The following is a 24,327-nucleotide window of genomic DNA, read 5'->3' on the forward strand; positions in this document are numbered from 1 at the left end:
CGCCGAACCGGATCACCCGTGCAGCTTGGCCAGCTGCTTGGCGATCACGTCGTGGCTCAGCCACAGCACCGGGCCGGAAGGCTGAGCGGCTTCGTTGAACATCAAGGGGCCGGTCGCTTCGATCACCACACTGGAGAGGTGATCGGTGATCAGCGCGCTGCGCTCCTTGTGCATGGCGGTGATGGCTTCGGAGGTGCCGATCATGCGATCTGCCAGTTCCGGGGTGTTGTTCATCGGCCAGGCGTCGAAATTGCGGAAGCCGACCATCACCGGGTCCTGATTGTAGGTGTCGAGTTGGGCGAGCACGGCCGCCAGCGAGTTGCCATCCTGCAGCAGCGCTTCGCAAGCGGCCCACTGGGCTTCGCCCCAGGCGCCACAGCCTTCGCGCTTGAGTGCATTGAGCAGCGGCACCAGCGACAGCTCCACGCCGACGAAGATGTCCGACGAGTTGGTGCGGATCTCCGGGCAGTTGAACACGGTGGCCTTCACGCCCTTTTCCCAGGCTGCGCGGGCAATGTCTTCCAGACGCTTCTTGGCGTAGCCCTGGGTGTAGTTGGTGTAGGTCTGCCAGTGGTACTCGCCGCCGATCAGGATCTCGGTACCGTGGTAGCCGTAGGCGGTATAGCGGGCTGCGCCACCGGTCTTTTCGATGCGGGCGCGGATCGCGGCCGAGCCTTCGATCAGGTAACCGAAGGTGTTGGCGGTGACTTCGTCGAAGTTCATCAGGTTGAGCTTGCCGAGGTCAGACTCGATCAGCGCCTGCGAGGACATGAAGCGGTCGCCACGGCCCTTGTAGATGCGGTTGGCAATCGCCAGGAACACCTTGGCCTTCACCAGACCACCGGCCATGGTGTGGGCGAAGAACACGTTCGCACCATCCGGAATCATGCCGTCGAGCTGCGCCATCGCTTCGCTTACAGCGGCCTTGAAGCGGGCCACGCCGACTGCGCGGCAGGCCTCCACATGCGCCCAGTCGAGCTTGTCTTCCTGCCAGGTCTTGAGGCCCATCTCGTTGACCAAGGTGGTCACGGTCGGCGTGCCGGCGGGCGAATCCATGTCGAAACCGGCCATCATCGGCACGTTGATGATCTTGCCGCCGAGGTTGGCTTCGGCGGTGGCGAGCTCTTCCTCAGTCAGCTTGCGCAATAAGCCATCGGCCTCGCGGCGGCCCACGGTCATGCCGATCAGGGTCAGGCCGGCAGCGCGGGCTTCATTCACCAGGCCATTGGCGTAGCCGCGCCCGAACAGTTCGCCGAACAGGACGAACACATCGCCCTTCTTGAACAGGGTTTGCTGGCTCAGGTTTCTCAATCCGGTCGGTGCGCTCACTTCGTTTTCCTCGGTTTTATGCCGGCAAACAGGCATGTCGCCGTTCGCTCCGGGCGTCGCACAGTGGGGGCAAAGCGCCGGATACACGCTGGCATGCTTCGCCTTCATTCACTGCGTTCATGGCGCTCGGCACAAACGGTATTGAACAGGTCAGGGCGCGGATTCTACCGCAGCCACCCCGCCATACCGACAGGTATGGGCCTGTCAGCGCCGTGGCGGCGTCCGGCGGCAGCGCTGGAGCACGCCCCGGAACCGTGTCATTCCGTCTTGTCCCCTTACCTTGTACCTGCTGAAGAGCCGCCTCCAGCCTGCATCTGCAGCATGCATGCCGCGCACATGGCGCTCCGCAAGGATCTTCACTGCATCAGGCTGAAGAGCCAGTCCCCGCGAGCCTCGGCAGGCAGCCCCCTGCGCTGCGGGGCATGGCTGGTCAGTTTGCCTGTGACAGGCGGATAATCCCCCCAACCCTGCAGCCGGAAATCCCCTCATGCGCCTGCTCCATCGTCGTCTTCTTGTTGCTGCCCTCGTGATCGCTGCGCTCGCCGCCGGCATCGGCTGGTTCAAACGCCCGCAGCCCATCGCGGTCACCGTGAAAACCGTGGAAAGCGGCAAGGTCGAGGCGAGCATTGCCAACACCCGTGCCGGCTCGGTGGAAGCCTGCCAACGCGCCAAAATGGCGCCGATCATGGGCGGGCGCATCGAATACATCGGCGTGAAGGAAGGCGATCACGTCAAGGCCGGACAGGTGCTGATGCGCCTGTGGAACGAGGATCAGCAAGCCCAGGCAGGCCTCGCCTCCGCCCAGCTCGAAACCGTGCGCCGCCGGGTCACCGAAATCTGCACCGCGGCCGACAGTGCCGTGCGCGAGGCGGCACGCAACAAACAGCTCTTCCAGCAGGGCTTCGTCTCAGCAGGGCGCGAGGAAACAAGCCGCCTAGAAGCCGATGCCAGGCGCGCCGCCTGCGAAACAGCGCGGGCCGAAGTCAAAAGCTCGGACGCCAAACTGGCCTCTGTGAAGATAGAACAACGCCGGACCGTGCTGATCGCGCCTTTCGCTGGTACGGTGGCGAAGATCGTTGGCGAAGTTGGCGAATACACCATGCCCTCGCCACCAGGCATCGTCACCCCGCCCGCCATCGACCTGATCGATGATTCATGCCTGTACGTGAAGGCGCCGATGGATGAAGTCGACGCGCCGCGTCTCGCCAAAGGCCAGAACGTGCGCATCACGCTGGACGCCCTGCCCGGCAAGCCCTTCGCCGGCCACGTGCGGCGCATCGCGCCGTATGTCTCGGCCGTGGAGAAGCAGGCGCGCACGGTGGATATCGAAGTCGATTTCGACCAGACGCCCGAGGCACGTGGCCAATTGCTGGTGGGCTACAGCGCCGACGTGGAAGTGGTGCTGGCCAGCCATGAAAACGTGCTGCGCATCCCCACCGCGGCGATCCTCGAGGGCAACCGGGTGCTGATCCTCCGCAGCAGCGACAGCAAACTCGAAGAACGCAAGATCAAGCCCGGCATCGCCAACTGGGAATACACCGAAGTGCTGGAAGGGCTTTCCGCAGGCGAGAAGATCGTCACCTCGCAGGAACGTGCCGGGGTCAAGGCAGGCGTACTGGCCGAGGCCGAAGAAGACAGCCCGGTCACAAAATAAGATGGCGCTGATAGAACTTGCCAGCATCGAACGCCGCTTCACCCTCGGCGACAGCGTGGTGCACGCCCTGCGCGGGGTGAATATCAGCATCGAAGCTGGTGAATACGTGGCGGTGATCGGCCCCAGCGGCTCGGGCAAATCCACCCTGCTCAACCTGCTCGGTCTGCTTGACCGGGCGGATGCCGGCACCTACCGGCTCGACGGCCGCGACACCACAGGCCTCAGCCCTGACGAACAAGCCGCAATGCGCAGCCGCCATATCGGCTTCGTATTCCAGAGTTTCCACCTCGTGCCGCGCCTCACCGCTGCCGAAAACATTGCTCTGCCCATGGTGCTGGCCGGGATCGACGCCGCCGAGCGCAAACGCAGCGTGCAAAAGGCGCTGGCGGCCTTCGGCCTGGCTGATCGCGCCCACCACCGCCCCAACGAACTCTCTGGCGGTCAGCGCCAGCGCGTGGCGATTGCCCGTGCCACGGTGATGCAGCCCGCCGTGCTGCTGTGCGACGAACCCACCGGCAACCTCGACCGCCACACCGGGCAGGAAGTTACGCATCTGCTCGAATCGCTCAATGCCAATGGCGTGACCCTGATCGTCGTCACCCACGATCCAGCGATGGCCGAGCGCGCCCGCCGTCAGATCCGCATGGAAGATGGCGCAGTGCTTTCCGATAGCGCATCGAGCGTTGGAGTGGCGGGGTGAAACCCCTCGATATCCTGCGCTTCGCCCTGCGGGCGGTCACCGCCTACCCGCTGCGCACCGCACTGATGCTGCTGGCCATGTCGATCGGTGTGGCCGCCGTGGTGATGCTCACGGCATTGGGCGACGGCGCGCGGCAATACGTGGTGAATGAATTCAACGCGCTCGGCAGCAACCTGCTGATCGTGCTGCCGGGGCGCTCCGAAACCCGTGGCGTGAATCCGGCCAACTTCTTCACCGAAACCCCGCGCGATCTGAGCATTGGTGACGCCGACGCGATGCATCGCGTCGCCGGCGTGGTGCGTGTCGCGCCGATGGTCGCCGGCACCTCGGAGGTCGCCTTCGGCGGGAAACTGCGTGAAGCCATGGTCGTCGGCACGGCGCACGATTATCTGGCGCTGCGCCGCTTCCAGCTCGCTCAGGGGCAATTCCTGCCAGACGAAGAAGGGCAACGCAACGCTGCCGTCGCCGTACTTGGCAGCAAGCTGCGCAGTGAGCTCGCCGGCAGCGAACCGGTGATTGGTCGGATGGTGCGCATCGGCGACCGGCGCTACCGCGTAATCGGTGTGCTGGCTCCTACGGGCAATGCAATGGGCATGGCGGTGGACGAGATGGCCTACATCCCGACAGAACAGGCTTTCGCGCTGTTCAACACCAGCACCCTGGTGCGCATCTTCATCGAAACGCGCGACCGCGCCGCCATCGAAGCCACGCGCACGCGCGTGGTCAATACGCTCAAGGCGCGTCACGATGGCGAGGAAGATGTCACCACGATCACCCAGGATGCGGTGCTCGGCACTTTCGACAAGATCCTCAGCGCGATCACCTTCGGTGTCGCCGGCATCGCCGCGATCAGCCTGGGCGTCGCCGGCATCCTTGTCATGAACGTGATGCTCGTCGCGGTGACCCAGCGCACGCCCGAGATCGGCCTGCTCAAGGCCCTCGGTGCCAGCGGTGCGGTGATTCGCCTGGCCTTCCTGACCGAGGCCGTGCTGCTCTCGCTGGGCGGTGCCATCGTCGGCGTGGCGCTCGGCCAGCTAGGCGCCTGGGGATTGCGGCTGGCCTATCCGGTGCTGCCCGCCTATCCGCCGTACTGGGCGGTGGCTGCCGGGCTGGGTACGGCGATGCTGACCGGCGTGCTCTTCGGCTTCCTGCCCGCCCGCCGGGCTGCCGGGCTGCATGTGGTGGATGCACTGGGGCGGCGCTGATGATCTGGGCCGATTTCCTCCAGCTCGCCACCCGCGCGATCACCGCCCACCGCCTGCGCAGCGCACTGACCTTGCTGGGCATCGCCGTGGGCATCGCCGCAGTGATCCTGCTGACCAGCATCGGCGAAGGCGTGCATCAGTTCGTACTCGGCGAATTCACCCAGTTCGGCACCAACGTGGTCGAGATCACGCCGGGCAAGGTGTCCACCGGTGGCGCACCGCAAGGCCTGCCGACGTCGGCCCGGCCCCTGTCGCTGGAAGACGTCAGCGCCCTCACCCGCATTGCCGGCGTCACCGGTGTCACACCGATGGTGTGGGGCAACTCGGAGGTCGAAGGCGAAGGCCGGCTGCGCCGCACCACCGTCTATGGCGTTGGCGCCAACATGACATCCGTGTTCAAGATGAACGTGCGCAGCGGCCGCTTCCTGCCCACCGATGACGAAGCCGCCGCACGCGCCTTCGTGGTTCTCGGCTCGACACTCAAGCAGGAGCTCTTTGGCAGCAGCAACCCGCTGGGCGCCCGCGTACGCATTGCCGGCCAGCATTTCCGGGTGATCGGCGTGATGGAAAGCAAGGGCCAGTTCGTCGGCATGGATCTGGACGACACGGCCTACATTCCCGCCAGCCAGGCGCTCGCGCTCTACAACCGCGAAGGCATGATGAAGGTGGACGTGGTCTACCGCGAAGGCCTGCCCTCCGCCCTGATCGCCGAGCGCGTCAAAACGCTGCTGAAGACGCGCCACGGCAGCGAGGATTTCACCATCACCACGCAGGAAGACATGCTGCGGACGCTGGGCAAGATCCTCGATGTGCTGACGGCGGCGGTGGCCGCCATCGGCAGCATCTCGCTGCTGGTCGGCGGTGTGGGCATCGTCACCATCATGAGCATTGCGGTGGCCGAACGCACGCAGGAGATCGGCCTGCTGGTGGCGCTGGGCGCCACGCACCGGGCCATCCTTGGCCTCTTCCTCGGTGAGGCAGTCATGCTCTCCGCCGCCGGTGGCGTGATCGGTCTGGTCGTGGGCATGAGCATGGCACAATTGCTGCGCCTTGCCGTACCCGCCATGCCGGTACATACGCCGCTGCTTTACGTATTTCTGGCCGAGGGAGTGGCGATTGCCATCGGACTGGCCGCCGGAGTCTTGCCGGCACGACGGGCCTCGCTGCTCGACCCGGTGGACGCCTTGCGCACGGAGTAGGCTGAGGAAGCCACCAGGCACACAGCCCGCTGCGCCCGGACAGCCCGCGCCGGCAATGCCAGCGGAGGCTTTTAACCCGCGACGCAGTCCTGCGCCGCAGGTGACAAGATCAGTGCAGCTTCTCCGGCGAGCCGCAGCACTTCTTGTATTTCTTGCCACTCCCGCACGGGCATTCTTCGTTGCGCCCCGGCGTGTCATCAGCCCGCAGCGGTTCGCGTGGCGCGTTCACCACATTCAGGTAGCGGCGCCAGAACACGTAGATGTACTGCAGCCCGGCGACCAGCAGGCTGATGACTTCGTCACGCTCCTGCTCGGTGATCGGGTGGCCCGGTGACTTCTCACCGGTGTCGAAGGCAGCAATCAGATTGAGCACGGCAACGCACTCCTCGTCCTGCTCCAGAGCGTCCCAGTACTGGTCTTCCAGCCAGTCCAGCCCGTCGCGGAAACCACGTGCCCAGCCTTCGGCCAGCGGGCAACCGCTCTCGGTCGGATCGTCGAGAAAGGGGAAATACATCAGCTCGGAACCTTCTTCGGCCGACATGCCGGACCAGTCTTCGCGAAAGCCGGATTCCACCGTATTCCAGTGGCGCAGCAGCAGTTCGAAAACACGGCGTGTATCTTCCTCGCTGATGTCCTCTTCCTCCTCCTCGCCCAGCACCACCGGCAGCCACTCGCTGGGCATGATGGTTTCGGGGCCGATGATCAGGGCACAGAACAGGCCGTCAAGTTCTTCGATCGCGCAGGAGCCGGGATAACGGTCCAGCAGGGTATCGAGTTCGGCGAAGTCCGCATCGGACAGGGGAATCTGGAGGTCGGGATTCATGGCAGGATCAGTAAGCGTACAGGTTCGTATTGTCTCCCAGAAGCGCTTTCCGGGGGTCAGGAAATTCAGTGGCCGGTCCCTGCGTCCGGATTCCGGGCGCGCAAGGGAGATGGCTGGGTGATGCCCATCGACAGGTAGATGCTGCTGAGTTGTTCGACGCCAATTTCGGCTGGCTGCACCCATTCTGCCGGCACGTACAGCAGGCCGCCGCCGACCGGAATCGGCGCAGTCGGCACCAGCACCGCGCGGTAGGACTTGCCGTTCAACTCGATCGGTGCGGGGTTGGGCATCAGGGCCAGCACGGCTGTGCCACCCTCGCCGCCAAAGAAACACCAGACCGGACTCATTGCCGCCAGATCGGCCTGCTGGTTGCGGTCGAACATGCCGACGAAACGGTCGGTTGCGTCATACAGGGTGCCGATCAGCGGCAGGCGCTTGATGCTGCGATCCACCAGCGCCCGGACGTGACGCTGCAGACTGGTCTGCACCACGATGCCCAGCAGGAAGATCGCCCCGGCAAGAACCAGTGCGCCAAGCAGGTAGGCCTGCCACTCGTCTTCCACCATGCGCAGGCCGATGGCTGACAGCAGGCGCCCCGGCAGGCTGCCCGGGCCAAGGAACTGCTTGAGCAGGTTGGCCACCCAGCCCAGCAGGAGGAAGGTCAGGATCAGCGGCAGGGAAGCCAGCAAGCCGGCCAGGAAGGTATTCAGCGGCGCACGCAGGATCCGCTTCATTGGCCGCCACCGAACAGGTCGGCAGCACCCGTCTTCGGCTGGATCAGCCCGAAGTGCCGCCACATGACCGGCGTGGCGACCCGCCCGCGCGGCGTGCGCTGCAGGTAGCCCTGCTGGATCAGATAAGGTTCAAGCACGTCTTCGATGGTGTCCGGCGCCTCGCCGATGGCGGCGGCGAGATTGTCCAGCCCGACCGGGCCGCCGCCGAATTTCTCCAGCATCGCACTGAGCATCTTGCGGTCCATGATGTCCAGCCCGAGGTGGTCGACATCCAGCATCGACAGCGCCGCGTCGGCCACGGCCTTGGTGATGCAGCCATCGGCCTTGACCTCGGCGTAATCGCGGCAGCGGCGCAGCAGGCGGTTGGCGATACGCGGCGTGCCGCGCGCACGACGGGCAATTTCCAGCGCACCTTCGTCTTCGATCTCGACATTGAGCAGGCGCGCCGAGCGGCTGACAATGAAGCCGAGTTCCTCGGGCGTGTAGAACTCCAGCCGGGCGTTGATGCCAAAGCGGTCGCGCAGCGGGTTGGTGAGCATACCGGCCCGCGTGGTCGCGCCGACCAGGGTGAAGGGCGGCAGATCGAGCTTCACCGAGCGGGCGGCCGGCCCTTCGCCGATCATGATGTCGATCTGGTAGTCCTCCAACGCCGGGTAGAGGATTTCCTCAACTACCGGCGAGAGGCGGTGAATCTCGTCGATGAACAGCACATCGTGCGGTTCCAGATTGGTCAGCAGTGCGGCCAGATCGCCGGCGCGCTCCAGCACCGGGCCGGAGGTCTGACGCAGATTCACCCCCATCTCGGCGGCGATGATGTGCGCCAGGGTGGTCTTGCCCAGCCCCGGCGGGCCGAAGAGCAGCACGTGGTCGAGCGCTTCAGAGCGGTTCTTGGCTGCGTGGATGAAAATCTCGAGCTGTTCGCGGATCTTCTGCTGGCCGACATATTCGGCGAGCCGTTTGGGGCGCAGCGCGCGCTCGATGGCGTCTTCCTGCGGCGTGGTGGTGGCGGCAGAAACGATGCGCGGGCCCTGTGCGCTGCTGAGCTGGTCGGTCTGGATCATGGCCTGAACATAGCACAGCCGCAGGGAGTGTTGGCATCCCTTCGCCCGATCACGAATCGGTGATGCCAACGCCCCCCGGATGGCGTACCCTTGAATCTGACTGAAAGACTGGGTTTTCACCATGGGATTGCTGGACTGGTTTCGCCAAAGTACGCCACAACTCAACGAGGAGCGCATTTCCGATACGCTGGTCGATGAGACCATCGATTACGTGGTCAAGATGACGGATTCCCGCCTGGCGCTGGTGCATCATCACCGCCAGCGCCTGACCGGCCCGGTCACCCGCACCCTGCAGTACCTGAACACGCTGCGCGGCAGCGGCCCCGGCACCCATGAGGCGGGGCCGTTGTCCTGGTCGGTAGACCCTTCAATGCGGGCCTTTTTCGGCCAGCCCGGCGATCTGCTCGACACCTTTGCCCACTGCCAGAAACTCAAGGATTACGCCGTCACGGCTTCGCCGCTGGACCCCATCTATGCCTTGCTGGCCATGGAGATAGAGGAGCAACCGCGCTTCGGCGTGGGCATACAGGGCGACATGGTGGTGCGCGACGTGGCGCAGACAGCGCTGTCCTTCAGCCAGCACCGGCTGCGCCTGTTTGCGCGCAACGAACAGGAGCTCTGGCGCTCGGTCGCCCGTCGCCTGCTCGACGAACTGGCCCTGATCGCCCTCGAACACATGCAGCACGAGCACGCCCAGCGCCGCGAACTGGAGGAGCACCGCAACCTGCTCACCGCGCGTCTGGCGACCTTCACCCGACGCGGCGCCGGGGTGGACTCCTTCCTTGGTGAAGCCGGTGTGCTGGTCGGCAGCGAAGAATCCAACGCCCTGCTGCAGAAACTCGAAGACAACGAAACCGCCCTCGCCGCCCTGGGCTGCCCGACCGAGACGCTGGACCGCCAGCTCGACTATCTGGCCGAGGTGCTGGCCGAGCCGATGCGCTTCATCCAGATCGAGCACCGCCGCCTGCATCTGGACAGCATGAATGTGGTGGTGGACGCCCGTCATGGTGAAAGTGTCGAATTCGGCATTGTCTGCTTCGAGCGGCATCCGCCGCAGCGCCGCGCCTTCCTGCCCGTACGCGTGGATCGTGCCCTAATCGGCGAAGGTCGCAAGCTGCGCCTGGATAACGCCGAGCGCTGGCTGTAAGCTGAGCCCTGAGGAAGATGGCCGGAGAGCCGCACAGGACAAGGCTTTTCAGAACATGATCTTCAAGACCCGCTCTGTACAACACTCCTCAGCATGCCAACCTGAAGAAGTCCGCCAGAAGCGGCTCGCCAGACAACCCCTGCAGGAGCTGATTCATCAGCACAGCACGCGTCAATGGCCGGATGAATCCGGCCCTGCTAACACTGCGTCAACGTACGCCAGCGGAAACCTCCACTCAGAACTCAGCACACCGCTGCAGGCGGTAACCGTCAGCTTCGTGCAAGCTTCGCCTCAGGCTTCGGTCAGCTTCGCCTCATAAGATGAACTCGTCGGACAAACAAACCGTGTCTTGCCCGCCCTTCAACCTGAATGAGGAATCGAAAAATGACCAAGACTCTCCTGACCGCCCTGATCGCCACCCTGACTACCGCTTCGGCTTTTGCTGCCGACGCGCCCGCCGCCAGCAGCACCCCGGTCGCCACCCCGGTGAAAGCCGAGCAGCCTGCTCAGACCCAGACATCGCACAAGGCCGCGCCGAAGAAAACCAGCAAGGCCCACAAGGCGGAAGCTGCGCCTGCCGCTCCGGCCTCCGCGCCGGCAGCGCAAAAGTAAGCCGTTCATCAAGCAGCCTCAGACTCGTCCCCCTCCATCGGGTCTGAAGCCGGTGCCGTCCGTGACCTCCACGGGCGGCACTGTCATTTGTGCGCGCACAAATTCCCTTATCATGGCCGCTCTGCCTGCTCCGGAGCCCCGCTCATGCCGACCCGCCGCACCGACCTCGCCCGCACCCTGCTCAGCATCACCATCACGGGCATGCTGCTGCTCGCATCACTGTGGGTGCTGTCACCTTTCGTTCTGGCCATCACCTGGGCGACGATGATCGTGGTGGCCTCCTGGCCGCTGCTGCTCCTGCTGGAACGCCGCCTGTGGGGCCGCCGCTGGCTGGCAGTCACGGTGATGATCAGTGCCTTGCTGACCCTGCTGTTCCTGCCTTTCACCCTGGCTACGGCAACCCTGATCGACAACGCCGACCAGATCATCGCGCTGGCCGGTTCGCTCAAGAGTCTGGCGGTGCCCGAAGCGCCGGGCTGGCTGAGCGGCTTGCCCTACGTGGGCGAAAAAGCCGCCCAGCTGTGGGCACAGGGCGCTGCACTCGGCTTGCAGGAACTGGCCGGCAAGGCCGCGCCCTACGCCGGCGACATGACCCGCTGGTTTGCTACCAAGATTGGCCACATCGGTCTGCTGCTGGTGCAGATTGCGCTGGCCATCGTGATCTCGGCCATCCTCTATGCGCAGGGTGAGGTCGCCGCCGCCGCGCTGCGCCGCCTGGCACACAAGCTGGGAGGGCAGCGGGGTGAGGAAATGATCGTGCTCGCCGCTGGAGCCATTCGTGGCGTGGCGCTCGGCGTGGGCGTCACGGCGCTGGTGCAGGCCATCCTCGGCGGCATCGGCCTGGCCTTGACCGGCATTCCCTTCATTGCCGTGCTCACCGCCCTGATGTTCATGCTCTGCATCGCCCAGCTGGGCGTCCTGCCGGTGCTGGCTCCGGCCGTGATCTTTCTGTACTGGAACGATCAGCCGGCGTGGGCCACCTTCCTGCTGATCTGGATGCTGGTGGTGGTGAATCTGGACAATTTCCTGCGCCCCTGGCTGATCAAGCGCGGCGCCGATCTGCCTCTGCTGCTGATCCTGGCCGGGGTCATCGGCGGCATCATCAGCTTCGGTCTGGTCGGAATCTTCCTTGGCCCGCTGCTACTGGCGGTGAGCTACACCTTGCTCGGTTCATGGCTGGGCGAAGAAGATCCACCCGTCCGCAAAGCCGCGCCTGACAAGGATCTTCAGGAAGACCTCCCCGAAACCGGCGCACAGAATTGATCTGCACGGCCCCCGGCTCAAGACCCACGTCAGGAGCCGGTCTGCAGCACGCTTGAGGATGGGTTGGCCGGGTCGTAGAACACCTCGACGCGAGCCCCCACCGGATAGCGCAGCAGCTCGGCCTGCGCCGCCGCCGCATCACGATGCCCCGTTGCCACGATGCGGATGCGTGTGCCGCGCAACGCCACGCCGGCCACGCTGTAGCGGTAGACCAGCTCGACCGTGAAACGCCGGCTGCCCTCGCCATTATTGCTGCCGTCATCGCTCTCGACGATCTGCGCCGACTGGATCTCGCCCGGCACGGAAGGCCAGTTCCGGCTCGCCTGCTGTTGCTGCCAGACGTGCCACACGCCCGCGGCAATCAACCCGAGCACAACCGCCATCAGCAACCCGATCATGGCTTTGCGCATCCTTCCGCTCAGGCTTTTGACAGCAGCTTCAGCGCCGCCCGGATCCCCTCGGACACACCGATCTCCGCCGGCAGCTGCTTGAGCGCAGCGGCCGCCTCCTTCTCGTTGTACCCCAGAGCCAGCAGGGCGTGCACGATGTCGCTCTGGGCCGCATGTTGCGGTGACAGGCTGGCAGCATTGACGCCCGGCAGCACCTTGGCAAACTTGTCCTTCAGCTCCAGCAGCAGGCGCTCGGCCGTTTTCTTGCCAATGCCCGGCACCTTCACCAGACGGCCAGACTCCTGCAACGCCACGGCACTGGCCAAGTCGGCAATCGACATGCCCGAGAGCACCGCCAGCGCAGTACGCGCGCCGATGCCGGAGATTTTCAGGAGCTGGCGGAAGGTAGCGCGCTCATCTTCGGAACCGAAGCCGTAGAGAAAGTGGCCGTCTTCGCGCACCGCCAGATGCGTCACCAGCACCACCCGCTCGCCAAGATTCGGCAGGTTGTAGAAGGTGCTCATCGGCACCTCGACCTCGTAGCCGACGCCATTCACGTCCAACAGGATCTGGGGCGGGTTCTTTTCGAGCAGGGTTCCGGTAAGGCGGCCGATCATGGTGTGTATTCCATATTGGTGGAACATGGAGTCAGGAGCGATTGCTCCTGTTTTCCCAAGCGTCCCAGTAATTTTCACAAGCTTTCACGAGCTGCACATAATCCACCAACTCGCCGCTATCAAGTGCAACAGTGGCTGCATGGTATTTCATCCTCAGTGTCCCACCTGCACAATCGATGATGGTCGACGAGGAGTCCTGCAGATAAAGGATTTCGGGTCTCGCTAACGCAATCTCGCTTAGAACCGAAGTAGCCGACTCGTCAAAAGGCTGATAGCTGATCGCTGAACAAGCATCCAGCGTCACCACAAAACCTTCTCCCTCACCCGGAAACATCCTGCGCAGATAGGGGATCCGGATTCGGAGACTCACAGCTCCCGGAACGACGCCAGCTGCAGTGATGATTTTTCCATCGTGAAAAATGCCCCAGAAATCCCGCTCTATCGCCTCCTTTGTCATTTCTCCCAAGCTATTCCTCCTCGCGCGAGAACGGACTTTCCGACTCCCACTCCCAACTTCCCGCACCCGACGCACTACATCAACGCCACCAGCACATCCTTCAGCGATTCCAGCACCGACACGCCATAGCGCCGGATGTCGGCATCGGGCTTGAGCAGGTCCGGCACCATCACGACATTCATGCTGGCCGACACAGCCGCACGCACACCGGCATTCGAATCTTCCAGTGCCAGACAGTCGCGCGGTTCGACGCTCAGACGTGCGGCGGCCAGTTCATAGATATCCGGCGCCGGCTTGCCGCGGGACACTTCGTCACCACACGCCAGCGCCTGGAAATGCTGCAGCAGATGGGCCCGCATCAGCTTGGCCTCGGCACGCGTCCGTCGCGTCGACGTCGCCACCGCACACGGGATGCGCGCACCAGCCAGATACTCCAGCAACTCGCGCGCAAACGGCTTGAGCGGAATGTCTCCAGCCACGATGGCCGCCTCATAGAGTTCGCCGAAACGCTGACGATGCGCCTCGATCGGAAAGTCTGCGCCGAAGGCCTGCAGGATCAGCTTGTCCGAGTCCTTCGAGTTGAGGCCCACCATCGACAGGCCGACCTCCTGCGACCAGGCTACGCCAAGCTCGCGGGAAGCCTGCTCGAAGAAACCCAGGGCAACGCGCTCGGAATCGAGCAGCAGGCCGTCCATGTCAAAGATGACGGCGCGGGGGCGAGTGAGAGTAAGCATGAGAACCAGAAGTAGAAAGTGGGGTTGGAGGGGAGTGAAGTTTCCGTCGGTTTCGCCAGCGCTGATCTGGCCGACACCCGACTATCCACGCCCCGCGCCCTATAACAAAACAATATCGAACTGCTCCGGTGTATAGCTGGACTCGGCATGGAAGGAAATCGGCTTGCCGATGAAATCCTGCAGATTGGCAATCGCTTGGGCTTCTTCATCGTGAAACAGGTTCACCACACTCGGCGCGGCGAGAATGCGGAATTCTTTCGCGGTGAACTGGCGGGCCTCGCGCACCACTTCACGCATCACTTCGTAAGCCACCGTGCGTGCGGTCTTCACTTCGCCACGTCCGCCGCAGGTGGGACAGGCTTCGCACAGTACGTGCGCAAGGGATTCGCGGGTGCGCTTGCGCGTCATTTCCACCAGTCCCAGCGAGGTAAAGCCACCGACCGAGACCTTGGTGTGGTCACGCACCAGCGCCTTGGTGAGCTCGGCCAGCACGGAGAGGCGATGTTCTTCGTTCTCCATGTCAATGAAGTCGAGCAGGATGATGCCGCCCAGATTGCGCAGGCGCAGCTGACGGGCGATGGCCTGCGCGGCCTCCAGATTGGTCTTGAAGATGGTGTCGTCGAAGGTGCGCGCACCGACGAAGCCGCCGGTATTCACGTCGATGGTGCACAGGGCTTCGGTCTGGTCGATGATCAGGTAGCCGCCACTCTTGAGGTCAACGCGCCGGGCCAGCGCCTTCTGGATCTCGTCTTCCACGCCATGCAGGTCAAACAGCGGGCGCTCGCCGGAATAGTGGTCCAGCAGGCCGGCTACGCGCGGCATGTAATCGGCGGCAAACTGGCAGAGTTTCTGGAAGTTCTCACGCGAGTCGATCACCACCTTTTCGGTGTCGGCGCCGATCAGGTCACGCAGCACACGCTGCGCCAGATTCAGATCGCGGTACAGCAGGGTCGGCGGCTTGCCATCCATGCGCTTTTGCTGGATTTCGGCCCAGGATTTGCTCAGATAGGCGATATCGGCAGCCAGTTCCTCGTCTCCCGCCTGCTCCGCCTGGGTGCGCACGATGAAACCGCCCTTCTCCTCGACCGGCAGCAAACCCTGCACGCGTGCGCGCAGCGCCTCACGCCCCGCCTCGCTCTCGATGCGCTGGGAGATGCCGATGTGCTTGTCCTGCGGCAGATACACCAGCAGGCGGCCGGCAATCGAAATCTGCGTGGACAGACGCGCGCCCTTGCTTCCGATCGGGTCCTTGAGCACCTGCACGATCAGCGACTGACCTTCGTTGAGGATGCGTTCGATCGGACGCTGCGCCTCGCCCGCAGCACGGTCCAGCCAGATATCGGCAACGTGCAGGAAGGCCGTACGCTCCAATCCGATGTCGATGAACGCCGACTGCATGCCCGGCAGCACGCGGACCACCTTGCCCAGATAAATATTGCCGACGAAACCGCGCGAATGCTCGCGCTCGATGTGCAATTCCTGCACCACGCCGTTGTAAAGCAGCGCAACGCGCGTCTCCTGCGGCGTGAAATTGATGAGATAAGCCTCGCTCATGGGAGCACCCGGAATTTTGTAAGTCCCGTCATTCTACCGGCAAGGGCTTGATCACCCGTTATCATCCTGCCCATTCAGGAGATGCGGCAGTGACAGACAACTACGATGTGGTGGTAATCGGCGCCGGCGCGGCCGGCATGATGTGCGCGGGCGTGGCCGGGCAACGTGGCCGACGCGTGCTGGTCATCGACCACGCCGAAGCGCTGGCCGAGAAGATCCGCATCTCCGGTGGCGGGCGCTGCAATTTCACCAACCTGCAGGCCGGACCGGCGAATTACCACTCCACCAACCCGCATTTCTGCCGCTCAGCCCTGTCACGCTACACGCCGCAGGATTTCCTGGGCCTGATGCAGCGCCATGGCATCCGCTGGAACGAGAAGCACAAAGGCCAGCTGTTCTGCGACAACTCCGCGCAGGACATCATCGACATGCTGGTCGCCGAGTGCAACGCCGGCAACGTGGCTTGGCGCCGGCCCTGCAAGGTGGAATCGCTGCGCCGCGAAGCGACGTGCTGGCAGCTTGCCACCAGCACTGGCGCGGTGACGGCAGAGTCGGTCGTGATCGCCACCGGCGGCCTGTCGATTCCGAAAATTGGCGCCACCGATTTCGGCCACCGCATCGCGCGCCAGTTCGACATCCCGGTGATTGCGCCACGCCCCGGCCTCGTGCCGCTGACCTTCGACGCCGACAGCGCCCCCTTTGCCGAACTGGCCGGGATCGCCCTGGAGGTGGAACTCTCCTGCAACGACGGTTTCTTCCGCGAGGATCTGCTGATCACCCATCGCGGCCTCTCGGGTCCGGCGATCCTGCAGATCTCCTCGTACTGGACGCCCGGTGACGCCCTGCGCATCAATCTGCTGCCCGAACTGAAAGTGGAGGACGAACTGCTCGCCGCCAAGCAGGGTGCGCGCCAGCACGTCGTCAGCGTGGTGGCGCAATGGCTGCCGCGGCGCATGACGGAGTTGCTGGTGGAGCGTGCGGGGCTGGCGGGACGACCGATTGCCGAAGCCAGCGACAAGGCCCTGCGGCTACTTGCCGCCAGCATCAATCGCTGGGAACTCACCCCCTCCGGCTCGGAAGGCTACCGCAAGGCAGAAGTCACCTTGGGCGGCGTCGACACCCGCGCGCTGGACCAGAAAACCATGATGGCACGCAGCCAGCCGGGGCTGCATTTTGTTGGCGAGGTCATGGACGTGACCGGCTGGCTCGGCGGCTACAACTTCCAGTGGGCCTGGGCCAGTGGCTACGCTGCAGGAATGGCGGTTTGAGCGCGCCGCGGTAAAGGCTTCAGGCGAATGGCTGGAGAGCCGCTTCTGACAAGGTTTTCCGGCACACCATCCTGAAGACCCTTACCAGCCAATCCTCTGCAGCACTGCCGCCCGAAGAAGCCCGCCAGATGCGGCTCTCCGGGCCCCATCCCGCGTAGCCCTGCTATTCAAACCTCGCCGATTTCTTCCAGCTCGGTCTGGATTTCCAGCCAGCGCTCTTCGCCCGCATCGATACTGCTGGCGAGCTCGCCCTGGCGCTTGAGCAGACTCTGCACCAGCGCGTTGTCGCCCGCCGCGTAGAGCGCCGGATCGGACACGCGCTCGTCGAGCAGCTTCTTCTCGCCCTGCCAGCCCTGCAGCTTGCGTTCGAGCTGTTCGAGTTCCTTCACCAGCGGGCGGCGGCGAACCAGCTTTGCCTGCCGATCCGCCTTGTCGGCTTCGCGCGCAGCAATCCGCGCAACCTTGTCGCTATCCACATTCGCCGCCGCTTCGCGGTTGCGGCGTGCATCCAGCCACACGAGGTAGTCCTCGATGTCGCCATCGAAAGGCACGGCGGCACCATCCGCGACCAGCAGGAAGTCGTCGCACACCGTACGCAGCAAGGCGCGGTCGTGACTCACCAGCACCATGCTGCCTTCGTACTCGGCCAGCGCCAGCGTCAGCGCGTGGCGCATTTCCAGATCGAGGTGGTTGGTCGGCTCATCGAGCAGCAGCAGATTCGGTTTGTGGCGGATAAGCAGGGCCAGCGCCAGACGCGATTTCTCGCCGCCCGAAAACGGCCCGACCTTGGCGTCCGCCATCGGCCCGCGAAAATCGAAACCGCCGAGGTAGTCGCGCAGATCCTGTTCGCGCGTCAGCGGTTCCTGGCGGACCAGATGCTGCAGCGGTGATTCATCCGGACGCAGCTGTTCGAGCTGATGCTGGGCGAAGTAGCCGAGCACCACGCCCTTGCCGAGCAAGAAGGTGCCGCTTTGCGTGGCCAGATCACCGGCGAGCAGCTTGATCAGGGTGGACTTGCCGGCGCCGTTCGGGCCAAGCAGGCCAAGACGCGCACCAGGGCGCAATTCGAGTTTCACGCGCTCGAGAATGGTCTTGTCGCCATAGCCGAGCTTCACATCCTTGATCGTCACCATCGGGTCCGGCGCCCGATCCGGCACCGGGAAGGCGAAGTCGAACGGCGTGTCGACGTGGGCGGCGGTGATGCGCTCCATGCGCGCCAGCGCCTTGATGCGGCTCTGCGCCTGACGGGCCTTCGTCGCCTGCGCACGGAAGCGGTCGATGTACTTCTGCAGGTGCGCCACCTCGCGCTGCTGCTTCTCGAACAGGGCCTGCTGCTGGGAAAGCTGGGCGGCGTGCTGGTCTTCGAAGGAGTCGTAATCGCCCGTATAGAGCGTGAGCTTCTGCGATTCGAGAAAAGCGATGTGGGTGACGCAGGCATCGAGGAAATCCCGGTCGTGCGAGATCAGCAGCAAGGTGCCGCGATACGCCGCCAGCCACTTCTCCAGCCACACCACGGCATCCAGATCGAGGTGATTGGTCGGCTCATCGAGCAGCAGCAGGTCGGAGCGGCACATCAGGGCCTGCGCGAGGTTCAGGCGCATGCGCCAGCCGCCGGAGAAATCCGACACCGGCCGCACGAAATCCGCATCGCCAAAGCCGAGGCCGTGCAGCAGCGTCGAAGCCCGCGCATTCGCCGAATAACCTTCGATTTCCTGCAGGCGGGTGTGCAGCTCACCAATGCGATGGCCGTCATGGGCGGCTTCGGCCGCCGCCAGATCGCGCTCGACGCGGCGCAGCTCGGCGTCGCCATCCAGCACGTATTCCAGCGCCGTGCTGGTTAGCGCCGGGGTTTCCTGCGCCACATGGGCGATAGTCCAGCCGGAGGGGATGTCGAGGTCGCCCATGTCCTGATGCAGCTCGCCACGCAGCAGGGCGAACAGGCTGGACTTGCCCGTGCCGTTCGCGCCGACCACGCCAACGCGCCAGCCGGGGTGAATCTGCAGGGAGAGGTTTTCGATCAGGCGGCGGGCGCCGCGGGCGAGAGCAAGATTACGGAACTGGATCAAGGCGCAGGTGTCTGGGACAATTGGAAGCGAACCGCATTTTACAGGCCCGCGCGGCCACATCGACCATGTCCATCAAGAAGCTGTGCTTTCTTCTGCTGCTGCCGCTCTGCGCCCAGGCTGAAAACGCCGTGCCAAAACCTTCGGCCTCGCTGCCTGCTGCTCCGCTGACCATCGAAGAGGCGCGTGCCCAGCAAGAGCGCGCCGCCGGCATGCGGCGTGAAGCCGACCGCCTGCGTGCCGAAACCGAAGCCACGCGGGCACGCGACGATGCAGCCTGCCTCCCGAAAATTCTGGTCAATGCCTGCCACGATGATGTGCGCAAAGCCTATATCCAGCGCATCACGGTCGTGCGTCAGCTGGAGATCGATGCCAACCAGATCGATCGTATCGCCAAGAGCCGTCAGCTCGAACTGGAGTCCGCGCTCAAGCAGCCCCCCTCCCCGACTGTTGCGCCCATGCCGGCCAGCAGCCAGCCAGCAGGCCAGCCGCCAAAGCCGGGCGCCAAGCCACTCAGCAACTCCTCCACTGTGAAAACGGCGCCTGCCGCAACGGTCACCCCGGCAACCCAAGCCAAGGCCGATGCCGCACGGAGCCAGCGCATCAGCGAAGCCGAGCGCCAGAGACAGACCCGCACCACCGCCGCGGCCGAGCGGGCACGCAAGGCCAGGGAAGATGCAGAGCGCTACGCCCAACGCGCACGCGAACACGCCGAGAAGAAAGCGCGCAAGGCCAGCGCCTCAACTCCAGCCGGGCAGTAAATCAAGGCAGCAGACTCTGCCGCAGGGATTGCAGTGTATCGCCGGGTACGGCATGCAACTCACGCCCCAACTGATCCTGAAGGGTGTCAAACACATTCAAGGCAGCACGACGGGCTCCCGATTCACGCAGCAAAGTAATGAGCGTGGCCGCTGCGTGCTCGTCCAGCGGGTTCTGCTGCGCCAGACGATGTGCGGTCCGGATCGCCTCTGGGGACTGTGGCTGGCGTTGCTGATGCAGGCAACGCGCTTCCATCAGAGTCAGAAAACAATTGCGCAGGTGTTGCCGGGTCAGATGCAGCCAGCTATCAAATTCATCGCCATCAGAAACCTCGACCCCTTCCAGAAAATCTCCACCCAGACTTTCCGGCTCCACGCACGCGTGGTGCTGTGACGACTCGGCCAGCTGCAGCTTCGTGAGCCAAGCCACATCCAGGCAGCATCCCGGGGTATGGAAAAAGCCCAGCCAGGTTCTGTCACTGCGGATGATGTCCGCCACCCCACAGGTGTTCAGCACGGCACGCAGGTTATTGAGTACCTGTCGCAGATTGGTCAAGGCTGCGGCGTGATTGAGGCGAGGCCACAGAAGACTGGCCAGCTGCTCACGACGCACCCATGTGTTTGCATGTACCGCAAGATAACCAAGTGCCGCGAAGCCCTTGCGGTACTTCACCTCCCGGCTGACATCCTGTCCATGCACAAGGATCTGCGGACGACCCAGCAATCGAACCGACAGAACTGGCTCGGCAGTGTTCGCAGACGCTGATATCGCGTCATCCCCTTGCAATAAAATGGCAAACGCATTGTCATCCACACTCGCCTCCGAACCACCGTCTTCTTCAACCATATGCCATGGTCACAGGTGGAAATATTAGGGAGGGGGAGAACACTGGTATGCGCGGGATTTCCCGGTCAAAAATAACAAAACCGTGATTTCCGTCACAATGGTTCACAAGGTTTTGATGTTGCACAGACGGAATCGGCCACACGTCGTACTGTCCTTGACAGAAAATCCTTATACCCGATGACGAATGGCATACTGTCGCAACTCTTTCATGCCGGACAGTTTGAGTTTTTCAATGATGCGGGCGCAGTATGACTCCACCGTGCGCACGCTGATCGTCAGGGCGTTAGCCATTTCTGTAAGACTCTGCCCGGCCCCCAGTGCGTCAAGGATCTGGACTTCACGCTCGCTGAGTTGTTCTGACCGATGCGTCCCGTTCGGCAGCGCCGCCCGGCAACCCAGAACTTCAGCTCCGCGCGGGCTGACAAAGCGGCGTCCAGCCAATACTTCAAGTACTCCCTTGCGCAGCACCCCGGACTCTTCCCGCTTGCTCAGATAACCGTCCGCACCAGACCGGAAACCACGCTCGATACTGACTACATCCTCGTGCATGGAATACACCAGAACCCGGATTCCACGTGCCCGCAAAACTCCGATCAGATCAAAACCGGTTTCCCCGCCCAAAGACAGGTCCACCAAGGCCAGGTCCGCCTGCACCCCGGTAATGGCTGACAAGGTCTCGGCCAAACTGGCGGCCTCGCCGCACACCACATGATGGTCCTGTGCCAGTAACAGACTCAGGCCCTGTCGCACAGCCGGGTGATCATCAACCAGCAGTATCCTGGCCCCTTGTCCCGGAATTTTTTCTTGCCGCATTGCATCCATTCACGCTCTCCTTGAGCACTGCACCTGCAACATGCGCCGCGCAGCTTTCTATTCAGCCACGTCCAGAGTGGCATCCTGAGGACGAAACCACGTACTGCAGGGAACAATACACTCGACCACCGTGCCGCCCCCGGCACGATCGGAAATCGACAGCAGCCCTCCGATGATCCGGGCTCGGTGCGCCATGATGCGGGTTCCCAACCCACCCCTGGAAAGACTTTTCACCTGCCGTCCAACACCATCATCCTCAACACGCAGGATCAGGTTTGATGGACTGCTACAACAGTCGAGCGTCATCCGGATGCTTTGTGCGCTGGCGTGCTTGAGCGAATTCAGCAAGGCCTCCTTGGCTATGCTGTAGATCTGATTGGAATTCGAATTACAGCAATTCCCACAGTTCAACTCGCACTGCAAGGCAATCTTGTCGCCCTGCGATACCTGGATTCGCCCGGCCAGCTCCTCCAGAGAGGAAACCAGACTGCGCGCATCGTGTTCAACAGGCCACAAGCCCCGTGAAAGTTCATATGCCTGATCTACAGACTCCTCCAGCAATATCGCCAGCTTCGCGATCTCGGCACCTTCCGGACCTGACCCGGCGTAACGGCTCTCCAGGACCGAGCAATGCAGGCGTGCTGCAGTCAGCTGCTGACACATACCGTCGTGCAGATCCCGGCTGATGTTGCGCCGCTCCTCCTCGCTGACATGTACGATCTCCCGCTCCAGACGCGTGCGCTCAGCCATTTCATCCTGCAGATCTGCATTCTGCTCTTCGAGCTTGTCCGACAGATTTTCTATGGATTGAAATGCCATCGAATAGCGATGGGCTAGCGCAAATGCCTGGAACAATACAAAGATGAACATCCCTGCCGGAATCATCCACGGCGTGTGGATAATCTGCATATCATTAAACATATCGTTCATTCCTGCAGCACCGACAAACAGGAATCCGCACAGGATCAGTCGGGCACCATCCCGCTTCAACCGGGCTGCCTTGAACAGACGGATCAATGCATATCCCATGACCCCCATCGAAAAAATGTAAAACCAGGGGACCGCTCTGGATAGCGCCAGTGGCGACGCCACCAGGGCAAACAGGGAAAACACCGCCGCTGCTGCTGCCGCGAAAAGCCTGAGTCGGGCTGAAAATTCCTGCGGATAGAGACTGTGGAAAAAAGCATACCCAACCGGAATGGACACAAATAGACTGATCATCTCCAGCGGATACAGAAAACCCGTAGTCAGGTTTGGCAGATAGACACGAATGATCCAGTCACTGGCGCTTGAACAAAGGCTGCTGATCGTCCACAACAGACAATAGAACCCGAAATAAAGGGGCGAAACCATGCAGCGGCGGGTGAGGTAGAGCACCAGATGATAGATCCCCATCACCAGCAAACAGCCGATAACAACGAAAATCAGCCCCCAGCGCATCACCTGTGCGACATCAAGAATCCGCGATGCTCCGAACTGAATCGGCACTACCAGACCACCATATCGATAGTGGTAATTGGAGACCTGCATCAGCAGCTCGATCGGTTCGCCATTGCTGACAAAACGGGGAATCCGCAAAGCGCGGTATTCCGTTTCGGTCCGCAAGCTGTCACCCACGATCCCGTTTTCCATGACCAGCCTGCCATTTACCCAGAGCTTGAAGGCCGAGCTGACATCCGCCATTCGCAAGCCGAACTCCTGCTTGCCTGGCGGGGGGATGATTTTCAGACGATAGGTTGCATGACCCAGGGTTGGCAGCTCCTGAGCGCCGAAGGACGTATCCGACCAGGAGGAAGGTACGTGCAGCATGGTGCGCACCGCAGGCAAGCGCCCTTCGGCGAAGTCCGCGGGCTCGAGCAAGTGCCCCCAGTAGAACTCCCACTCGCCGTCCAGATAGGCGGTTTCACCTTTGGCAGTGTCAACCGAGCGCAGATCAATCTCGCCCTGCATTGCTTTTGCGGCGGCTACTTCGACAGAAGTGCCAACACAGAAAAATGCAAACAGGCAAAGCCCGGTGAGGTACCAGAATCGTCTCATGCTGTCCGCAACCGCGAGTCCATGCTTAAGGGGGAGAAAGTCAATGACGCCAAACTATCGATGACAAACGCTCGACCCGGAGCAGGGAGCTTGTCCCGATGCGTGCCCTTAAAATTGGCGCAAGCTCAAACAAGCCACTACTCTCTGCGGAGAGTATCTCTTTGGGCCGACACACGCGAAATTTTCTGCGCCAAAGAGGAGCTCAGCAAACTCTTTCCCGGCCTTGCTCTTCAAGCGCCCCTGCCTCTCAGCCTTACTGCGCGTGGGTCTTCAGAATGTCGAACAGGAAACCCATACCACAAGCGGTTCTGCAAGCAGGAGCCTGAGTGTTCAGCGATTCATCTTGAAGTAAGCCAGAACCACGGCCACCTGGCTTTCATCCAGATTGGTAGCAAGTGCCGCACCATGCGCGACACCGTCGTCCACTGACCACCCCGTGGAAACCGGCGCTGCCACATTGGCCTGAGCCTGTTCGCGCACCCTTCCAAAAGCCGCATCAACGTGACCGTCGATGCTGGAGTCGAGCGTCGTCGCCAACGAAGGGGTCAGCCCCGCAAGAGTCATCACATTCCGGTTACGCAGCACAAAAGTCCCTGGCACCGCATTCGGTTCAGCCCAGGCAACACTGTTGAAGCACACCTGAACCTCCTGCGGATTGCCATTACTGTCCAGATACACGAAGCGATCCTGCGAACCTGCCGTACGTCCTTCCGGCAGGGGGATCCCGGCAGCCTGCATGGCTCCAATCAGGGCTGCGCCACACAACGCTCCCGCCCCATTATTCACTCTCCCGCTGGGGTTCGCGGCAAGATCGCCCGGCACATTGCCGGTCGCAGTCACGAAATTATCGTAGGCCATTGCCCAACCCTGCACAAAATCACTCGAAATGCGCTGATAGACCGCATTGCGCTGCACATCGCGACCAATCGTCACAGCCGCGACGATCAGGCCAATGACGGCCAGCACAACGGATAGCTCCAGCAGGGAGAAACCTTGCTGGGTGCGATGCAAAGGTTCCGTTCTCACGACAGGAGGGTAAAGCGTATTCATTTTGAGGTCCGTT

23 protein-coding genes are annotated in these 24,327 nt (G+C 62.9%); 9 read left to right on the forward strand and 14 right to left on the reverse strand.

Annotation, left to right across the window (positions count from 1 at the left end):
- Positions 1-12: 12 nt before the first annotated feature.
- Positions 13-1,329, reverse strand: coding sequence for a hypothetical protein (locus Q9Q94_RS03320; RefSeq protein WP_305978592.1), 1,317 nt, complete (start codon positions 1,327-1,329; stop codon positions 13-15).
- A 487-nt stretch (positions 1,330-1,816) separates the two neighbouring features.
- On the opposite strand from Q9Q94_RS03320, the gene Q9Q94_RS03325 reads away from it, so the two are divergent.
- The 4 genes from Q9Q94_RS03325 to Q9Q94_RS03340 are packed head-to-tail and all read left to right on the forward strand — an operon-like array spanning position 1,817 to position 6,087.
- Complete coding sequence (locus tag Q9Q94_RS03325; RefSeq protein WP_305978593.1) at positions 1,817-2,983, forward strand: efflux RND transporter periplasmic adaptor subunit; 1,167 nt, start codon at positions 1,817-1,819, stop codon at positions 2,981-2,983.
- 1 nt (position 2,984) lies between these two features.
- Entirely contained in the window at positions 2,985-3,683 is a 699-nt protein-coding gene (locus Q9Q94_RS03330; protein WP_305978594.1) for an ABC transporter ATP-binding protein, read from the forward strand.
- Positions 3,680-4,888, forward strand: coding sequence for an ABC transporter permease (locus Q9Q94_RS03335; protein ID WP_305978595.1), 1,209 nt, complete (start codon positions 3,680-3,682; stop codon positions 4,886-4,888). Before Q9Q94_RS03330 ends, Q9Q94_RS03335 begins: the two co-directional genes overlap by 4 nt.
- Positions 4,888-6,087 (forward strand): ABC transporter permease, encoded by a 1,200-nt coding sequence (locus Q9Q94_RS03340; RefSeq protein ID WP_305978596.1) that lies wholly within the window; start codon positions 4,888-4,890, stop codon positions 6,085-6,087. Before Q9Q94_RS03335 ends, Q9Q94_RS03340 begins: the two co-directional genes overlap by 1 nt.
- Before the next feature lie 109 nt (positions 6,088-6,196).
- Here the strand turns inward: Q9Q94_RS03340 and Q9Q94_RS03345 are convergent, their stop codons facing one another.
- From Q9Q94_RS03345 to ruvB, 3 genes are all read right to left on the reverse strand, one after another.
- On the reverse strand, positions 6,197-6,910 hold the full coding sequence (locus Q9Q94_RS03345) for a UPF0149 family protein (protein WP_305978597.1): 714 nt from the start codon (positions 6,908-6,910) through the stop codon (positions 6,197-6,199).
- Positions 6,911-6,975: 65 nt separating this feature from the next.
- On the reverse strand, positions 6,976-7,644 hold the full coding sequence (locus Q9Q94_RS03350; protein ID WP_305978598.1) for a DUF502 domain-containing protein: 669 nt from the start codon (positions 7,642-7,644) through the stop codon (positions 6,976-6,978).
- On the reverse strand, positions 7,641-8,705 hold the full coding sequence (gene ruvB, locus Q9Q94_RS03355) for a Holliday junction branch migration DNA helicase RuvB (RefSeq protein WP_305978599.1): 1,065 nt from the start codon (positions 8,703-8,705) through the stop codon (positions 7,641-7,643). The genes Q9Q94_RS03350 and ruvB overlap by 4 nt, the downstream gene beginning before the upstream one ends.
- Before the next feature lie 121 nt (positions 8,706-8,826).
- On the opposite strand from ruvB, the gene Q9Q94_RS03360 reads away from it, so the two are divergent.
- The 3 genes from Q9Q94_RS03360 to ydiK all read left to right on the forward strand — a co-directional run bounded on the left by Q9Q94_RS03360 (position 8,827) and on the right by ydiK (position 11,727).
- Positions 8,827-9,852, forward strand: coding sequence for a hypothetical protein (locus Q9Q94_RS03360; RefSeq protein WP_305978600.1), 1,026 nt, complete (start codon positions 8,827-8,829; stop codon positions 9,850-9,852).
- A gap of 384 nt (positions 9,853-10,236) precedes the next feature.
- On the forward strand, positions 10,237-10,464 hold the full coding sequence (locus tag Q9Q94_RS03365; RefSeq protein WP_305978601.1) for a hypothetical protein: 228 nt from the start codon (positions 10,237-10,239) through the stop codon (positions 10,462-10,464).
- 144 nt (positions 10,465-10,608) lie between these two features.
- Positions 10,609-11,727: an AI-2E family transporter YdiK gene (gene ydiK, locus Q9Q94_RS03370; RefSeq protein WP_305978602.1), complete on the forward strand. Its 1,119-nt coding sequence runs from the start codon at positions 10,609-10,611 to the stop codon at positions 11,725-11,727.
- A gap of 29 nt (positions 11,728-11,756) precedes the next feature.
- Here ydiK and Q9Q94_RS03375 read toward each other — a convergent pair whose 3' ends face one another.
- The 5 genes from Q9Q94_RS03375 to rng all read right to left on the reverse strand — a co-directional run bounded on the left by Q9Q94_RS03375 (position 11,757) and on the right by rng (position 15,478).
- The gene (locus tag Q9Q94_RS03375; protein WP_305978603.1) at positions 11,757-12,137 is read right to left on the reverse strand and encodes a DUF3592 domain-containing protein; all 381 of its coding nucleotides are present in this window, start codon (positions 12,135-12,137) and stop codon (positions 11,757-11,759) included.
- 8 nt (positions 12,138-12,145) lie between these two features.
- Positions 12,146-12,733 (reverse strand): Holliday junction branch migration protein RuvA, encoded by a 588-nt coding sequence (ruvA, locus tag Q9Q94_RS03380; protein ID WP_305978604.1) that lies wholly within the window; start codon positions 12,731-12,733, stop codon positions 12,146-12,148.
- 31 nt (positions 12,734-12,764) lie between these two features.
- A complete protein-coding gene (locus Q9Q94_RS03385; RefSeq protein ID WP_305978605.1) occupies positions 12,765-13,199 on the reverse strand; it encodes a hypothetical protein in 435 nt (144 codons plus the stop codon).
- 65 nt (positions 13,200-13,264) lie between these two features.
- Complete coding sequence (locus Q9Q94_RS03390) at positions 13,265-13,924, reverse strand: HAD family phosphatase (RefSeq protein WP_305978606.1); 660 nt, start codon at positions 13,922-13,924, stop codon at positions 13,265-13,267.
- Between the two features lie 99 nt (positions 13,925-14,023).
- The gene (rng, locus tag Q9Q94_RS03395; protein WP_305978607.1) at positions 14,024-15,478 is read right to left on the reverse strand and encodes a ribonuclease G; all 1,455 of its coding nucleotides are present in this window, start codon (positions 15,476-15,478) and stop codon (positions 14,024-14,026) included.
- Positions 15,479-15,567: 89 nt separating this feature from the next.
- Between rng and Q9Q94_RS03400 the strand changes: the two genes are divergently transcribed.
- Positions 15,568-16,746 carry an NAD(P)/FAD-dependent oxidoreductase gene (locus tag Q9Q94_RS03400; RefSeq protein ID WP_305978608.1) on the forward strand — a complete coding sequence of 393 codons (1,179 nt, stop codon included), beginning with the start codon at positions 15,568-15,570 and terminating at the stop codon, positions 16,744-16,746.
- 167 nt (positions 16,747-16,913) lie between these two features.
- Here Q9Q94_RS03400 and Q9Q94_RS03405 read toward each other — a convergent pair whose 3' ends face one another.
- Positions 16,914-18,812, reverse strand: coding sequence for an ATP-binding cassette domain-containing protein (locus tag Q9Q94_RS03405; RefSeq protein WP_305978609.1), 1,899 nt, complete (start codon positions 18,810-18,812; stop codon positions 16,914-16,916).
- Between the two features lie 65 nt (positions 18,813-18,877).
- Between Q9Q94_RS03405 and Q9Q94_RS03410 the strand changes: the two genes are divergently transcribed.
- Complete coding sequence (locus tag Q9Q94_RS03410) at positions 18,878-19,570, forward strand: hypothetical protein (RefSeq protein ID WP_305978610.1); 693 nt, start codon at positions 18,878-18,880, stop codon at positions 19,568-19,570.
- Position 19,571: 1 nt separating this feature from the next.
- Here Q9Q94_RS03410 and Q9Q94_RS03415 read toward each other — a convergent pair whose 3' ends face one another.
- The 4 genes from Q9Q94_RS03415 to Q9Q94_RS03430 form a co-directional block, all read right to left on the reverse strand.
- Positions 19,572-20,414 (reverse strand): BTAD domain-containing putative transcriptional regulator, encoded by an 843-nt coding sequence (locus Q9Q94_RS03415; RefSeq protein ID WP_305978611.1) that lies wholly within the window; start codon positions 20,412-20,414, stop codon positions 19,572-19,574.
- A gap of 168 nt (positions 20,415-20,582) precedes the next feature.
- The gene (locus Q9Q94_RS03420; protein ID WP_305978612.1) at positions 20,583-21,236 is read right to left on the reverse strand and encodes a response regulator transcription factor; all 654 of its coding nucleotides are present in this window, start codon (positions 21,234-21,236) and stop codon (positions 20,583-20,585) included.
- 48 nt (positions 21,237-21,284) lie between these two features.
- A complete protein-coding gene (locus tag Q9Q94_RS03425) occupies positions 21,285-23,264 on the reverse strand; it encodes a 7TM diverse intracellular signaling domain-containing protein (protein ID WP_305978613.1) in 1,980 nt (659 codons plus the stop codon).
- Positions 23,265-23,594: 330 nt separating this feature from the next.
- The gene (locus Q9Q94_RS03430) at positions 23,595-24,314 is read right to left on the reverse strand and encodes a type II secretion system protein (protein WP_305978614.1); all 720 of its coding nucleotides are present in this window, start codon (positions 24,312-24,314) and stop codon (positions 23,595-23,597) included.
- Between the last annotated feature and the right edge of the window lie 13 nt (positions 24,315-24,327).

Origin of the sequence: Uliginosibacterium sp. 31-16 (genome assembly GCF_030730865.1) — a bacterium.
GTDB lineage: Bacteria > Pseudomonadota > Gammaproteobacteria > Burkholderiales > Rhodocyclaceae > Uliginosibacterium.